This window comes from Citrobacter sp. 506 (assembly GCF_050434985.1).
Taxonomy (GTDB): Bacteria; Pseudomonadota; Gammaproteobacteria; order Enterobacterales; family Enterobacteriaceae; genus Citrobacter; species Citrobacter braakii.
In genome coordinates this window covers 1-4,451 of sequence record NZ_JBNDJN010000014.1, presented here as the reverse complement: position 1 = coordinate 4,451, position 4,451 = coordinate 1, and the positions used below count along the sequence as shown (strand labels likewise).

At 49.4% G+C, this 4,451-nt stretch carries 4 protein-coding genes, 4 tRNA genes, 1 rRNA gene and 1 pseudogene; 2 read left to right on the top strand and 8 right to left on the bottom strand.

Annotated features, from left to right (window positions below; translation table 11 throughout):
• The 5 genes from ABIE10_RS23535 to ABIE10_RS23515 form a co-directional block, all read right to left on the bottom strand.
• A partial coding sequence (locus tag ABIE10_RS23535) for a GTP-binding protein (protein ID WP_000031656.1) occupies positions 1 to 194 on the bottom strand: 194 nt, incomplete at its 3' end.
• Between the two features lie 118 nt (positions 195 to 312).
• Positions 313 to 388, bottom strand: a tRNA-Thr gene (locus tag ABIE10_RS23530).
• Between the two features lie 5 nt (positions 389 to 393).
• Positions 394 to 468 (bottom strand) — tRNA-Gly (locus tag ABIE10_RS23525).
• A 114-nt stretch (positions 469 to 582) separates the two neighbouring features.
• Positions 583 to 667, bottom strand: a tRNA-Tyr gene (locus tag ABIE10_RS23520).
• 8 nt (positions 668 to 675) lie between these two features.
• Positions 676 to 751, bottom strand: a tRNA-Thr gene (locus ABIE10_RS23515).
• Between the two features lie 19 nt (positions 752 to 770).
• Between ABIE10_RS23515 and ABIE10_RS23510 the strand changes: the two are divergent.
• Both ABIE10_RS23510 and coaA read left to right on the top strand, forming a co-directional pair.
• Positions 771 to 851: pseudogene (locus ABIE10_RS23510) on the top strand (hypothetical protein); the annotation flags it as partial.
• Positions 852 to 1,140: 289 nt separating this feature from the next.
• A complete protein-coding gene (gene coaA, locus ABIE10_RS23505) occupies positions 1,141 to 2,091 on the top strand; it encodes a type I pantothenate kinase (protein ID WP_003031107.1) in 951 nt (316 codons plus the stop codon).
• Between the two features lie 32 nt (positions 2,092 to 2,123).
• Here the strand turns inward: coaA and birA are convergent, their stop codons facing one another.
• From birA to rrf, 3 genes are all read right to left on the bottom strand, one after another.
• Complete coding sequence (birA, locus tag ABIE10_RS23500) at positions 2,124 to 3,086, bottom strand: bifunctional biotin--[acetyl-CoA-carboxylase] ligase/biotin operon repressor BirA (RefSeq protein WP_429157319.1); 963 nt, start codon at positions 3,084 to 3,086, stop codon at positions 2,124 to 2,126.
• Positions 3,083 to 4,111, bottom strand: a complete 1,029-nt coding sequence (murB, locus tag ABIE10_RS23495) for a UDP-N-acetylmuramate dehydrogenase (protein ID WP_429157317.1) — start codon at positions 4,109 to 4,111, stop codon at positions 3,083 to 3,085. The genes birA and murB overlap by 4 nt, the downstream gene beginning before the upstream one ends.
• A 251-nt stretch (positions 4,112 to 4,362) precedes the next feature.
• Positions 4,363 to 4,451, bottom strand: a 5S ribosomal RNA gene (gene rrf, locus ABIE10_RS23490); the annotation flags it as partial.

The following is a 4,451-nucleotide window of genomic DNA, read 5'->3' as shown; positions in this document are numbered from 1 at the left end:
GTGTTGATGGTGATACCACGAGCTTTTTCTTCCGGCGCGTTATCGATCTGGTCGAATGCACGAGCAGCACCGCCGTAGGTTTTAGCCAGTACGGTAGTGATTGCAGCGGTCAGCGTTGTTTTACCATGGTCAACGTGGCCGATAGTACCGACGTTAACGTGCGGTTTTGTACGTTCAAATTTTTCTTTAGACATCGATTGTCCCTCTAAGACACGGATAAATCGGTGATATCACCACATCAACCAGGCCATATGCCTGAGCTGTTGAATGCTTTTAAAAGTAAACAGAGAGAAACGGGAAGGAGAAGTGAAGTGGTGCTGATACCCAGAGTCGAACTGGGGACCTCACCCTTACCAAGGGTGCGCTCTACCAACTGAGCCATATCAGCACGTCTGGAGCGGGCAGCGGGAATCGAACCCGCATCATCAGCTTGGAAGGCTGAGGTAATAGCCATTATACGATGCCCGCATCCTGAAACTCGGCTACCCAGTTCTTTCTGTAATAAAAAAGAGATTTCTCTCTTTTTTATTCGAGCTGATTAATTTTTTAACCAACTCAGGCGGCGATAACGCTGCCAGAAAGTGGTGGTGGGGGAAGGATTCGAACCTTCGAAGTCTGTGACGGCAGATTTACAGTCTGCTCCCTTTGGCCGCTCGGGAACCCCACCGGACTTGATGGTGCCGACTACCGGAATCGAACTGGTGACCTACTGATTACAAGTCAGTTGCTCTACCTACTGAGCTAAGTCGGCATCAAGTAGCGCGCATTTTATGGAGACATGCGCACTCATGCAACTAAAAAATTGCATAAAATGTTCTATCGCTCACATTTTGCGCTATACGACCGATAAATAATCTATTTCTTCTTCGGATTGAACAAATTTCCAACGTCAGCCGCGCTCCCTGAAGGCATTTTGCTCCAGCATGCAGTTATCAATAGAGAGAAAGTGCATCTTTATACATCTGGAATAGCCGTCACATTGCGTTTCAGGGGACGATTTTTTCTTATTATTCCCCCCCATCTGGTGTTACCCTCCTGCCCATTGTCCAAATTAACTGAAATGTGCGTGCCATTGCGTACCGGGGATGATTTCGTTTTTTACCGCAGACCTGATATAGCAATGACAGCCAGACCATGCGTATGAGTATAAAAGAGCAAGCGTTAACGTCGCCTTACCTACAGTTTGATCGCAACCAGTGGGCTGCGCTTCGTGATTCCGTGCCGATGACTCTGACCGAGGAAGAGATTGCTCGTCTGAAAGGCATTAACGAAGACTTATCGCTGGAAGAAGTTGCTGAGATTTATTTGCCATTATCGCGTTTGCTAAATTTTTACATCAGTTCGAACCTGCGGCGTCAGGCTGTGCTGGAGCAATTTTTAGGCACCAACGGCGAACGTATTCCTTATATTATTAGCATTGCTGGCAGCGTCGCCGTCGGCAAAAGTACGACTGCACGTGTGTTGCAAGCGTTGCTGAGTCGCTGGCCCGAGCATCGTAAGGTTGAGCTGATCACTACTGACGGTTTTCTTCATCCTAACCAGGTGTTGAAAGATCGTGGGCTCATGAAGAAGAAAGGCTTTCCTCAGTCCTATGATATGCACCGTCTGGTTAAATTCGTTTCCGATCTAAAGTCTGGCGTCCCCAACGTTACGGCACCGGTCTATTCTCATCTGATTTATGATGTGATCCCTGATGGCGACAAAACCGTTGCCCAGCCCGACATATTAATCCTCGAAGGGCTCAATGTATTACAAAGCGGGATGGACTATCCTCACGATCCACATCATGTATTTGTTTCTGACTTTGTCGACTTTTCTATTTATGTTGATGCGCCAGAAGAATTACTCCAGACGTGGTATATCAACCGCTTCCTGAAATTCCGCGAAGGGGCATTTACCAACCCAGACTCTTATTTCCATAACTATGCGAAATTGTCGGAAGACGAGGCAATCAACACGGCCACATCGCTATGGAAAGAAATCAACTGGTTGAATTTAAAACAGAATATTTTACCAACGCGTGAGCGAGCCAGCTTAATCATGACGAAAAGCGCCAATCATGCCGTTGAGCAAGTCAGATTACGAAAATAAAAAATAAAGGGGAGCCATAGCTCCCCTTCTTATTATTCAGCGCTTCTAAGCGATATTTCCCCACCCATCCAGGGTTTTATCACGCCATTTTGTTCGAGTAGTAATGCACCTTGCGCATCTATTCCACGAGATACGCCAAATATTTCTTTATCACCAATAATGAGTTTAACTGGACGGTCGATAAAGTTATCCAGCGCCCTCCAGCGGGACAAATACGGCGCCAGGCCCTCATGCTCAAACAGTATCAGGGCAGCGCGCAACTCGCGGATCAGTCGGGCAGCCAGAGTATTGCGGTCAATGGTAATGCCCGCTTCCTGCAGATTAATCCAGCCTTGATTAACCACATTCTCCTCAACCCGACGCATGGACATGTTTATACCCGCCCCAATAACAATCTGTGCGGCATCGCCCGTTTTTCCGGTGAGTTCAACCAGGATCCCTGCCAGTTTACGGTCGAGCAAATAGAGGTCGTTCGGCCATTTAACACGCACTTTATCCGCGCCCAGATCGCGTAAAACCTCAGCCATGACAATACCAATTACCAGGCTCAGACCAATCGCGGCTGCCGGTCCTTGTTCCAGTCGCCAGAACATTGAAAGGTACAAATTGGCGCCAAAGGGAGAGAACCATTTACGTCCACGACGACCACGACCGGCCTGCTGATACTCAGCGACGCAGGCATCCCCTGACTCCAGTTGACCAATTCGATCCATCAGGTACTGATTGGTTGAGTCGATAACCGGTAGGACCGTTATATTCCCGCCATCCAGCTGAGAATAAATAAGTGATGAATCTAATAGCTGGATAGGTTCAGGTAAGCTGTATCCTTTACCAGGGACAGTAAATACATCAACACCCCAGTCACGTAGCGTCTGGACATGTTTATTGATTGCCGCACGGCTCATTCCCAGCTTTTCACCGAGTTGCTCACCAGAGTGAAATTCGCCATCGGCTAATAATGAAATAAGCGTCAGGGGGACGGTATCATCCTTCATGCAACGATCTCCACGGCATTCACTTCACCCAGTGGGCCAATAAACCGGACTTCCGGTTCAAGCCAGACATTGAATTTCTCACCGACTTTTTGGCGTACGTGATGCGCCAGCTGCACCACATCCTGACTCGTAGCATGGCCTGCATTGATCAGCACCAGTGCCTGCTGCTGATGTACAGCTGCGCCACCAATGCGCATGCCTTTTAGCTGACATTGATCGATAAGCCAGCCAGCAGCCAGTTTCACAGAGCCATCAGCCTGCGGGTAATGAGGTGCAGTCGGGAATTTCGCCAGGAGCTCCTGCGCAATGTCCTCGGTGACAACCGGGTTTTTAAAGAAGCTCCCCGCATTACCGTTTACTTTTGGATCGGGCAGTTTTGTGGTGCGCATATGGCAAACAGAATCAAAAACCTGCCGAGGCGTTACCGTGGCAGGATCAAGACGCGTCAGGTCACCGTAAGTGAGAACGGGTTGCCACTGTTTAGGTAAGCGCAGACCAACAGCTACAATCGCAAAACGATCCTGGTACTCATGTTTGAAGATACTGTCGCGGTAACCAAATCGGCATTCTGCGGCGCTGACACGCAGATGTTTGCCGGTCGAAAGCTCTACGCAGTCCACGTATTCGCAGACGCGCCGCAGTTCTACGCCATAGGCACCAATATTCTGGATTGGCGATGAACCCACGCAGCCGGGGATCAGCGCCAGATTTTCCAGCCCGGGCATGCTTTGCTGCAGCGTATGCTCTACCAGATGATGCCAGTTTTCACCCGCGCCTACGTGCAAATGCCACGCATCAGGTTGTTCTGTAATCGCTATTCCCTTGATACGGTTGACGATCACCGTTCCATGGAAGGCATCAAGAAACAGGACGTTACTCCCTTCGCCCAGGATTAGCACTGGATGATGTGATGCATTGGCTGATTGCCAGGCATTTAGTAGTTGTTGCTCATTTTCGACACAGACAAGCACATTAGCGTGTTGATCGATACCGAAGGTGTTCCAGGCTTTAAGGGAGTGATTCATAGACGCTTTCCTGATGCAAAATCGCGCTTAGTTTACCGTATATGCAGCAGGATGGCTTGTGTTATGGAAGCTTAGGATGTTGCTTTGCATCCGATGAGGCTGCAATCACCGGCAGAATAAGGTTTACAGGCGCCATATCCGATAATAACAGACGCCGGCCGGATAAGGCGGGAGGCCACCTCCGGCAGTTCTCATTCCCTGCAGACGCAAAAAAGCCCATCCGGCAGGATGGGCTTCTTCACTTGTTTGATGCCTGGCAGTTCCCTACTCTCGCATGGGGAGACCCCACACTACCATCGGCGCTACGGCGTTTCACTTCTGAGTTCGGCATGGGGTCAGG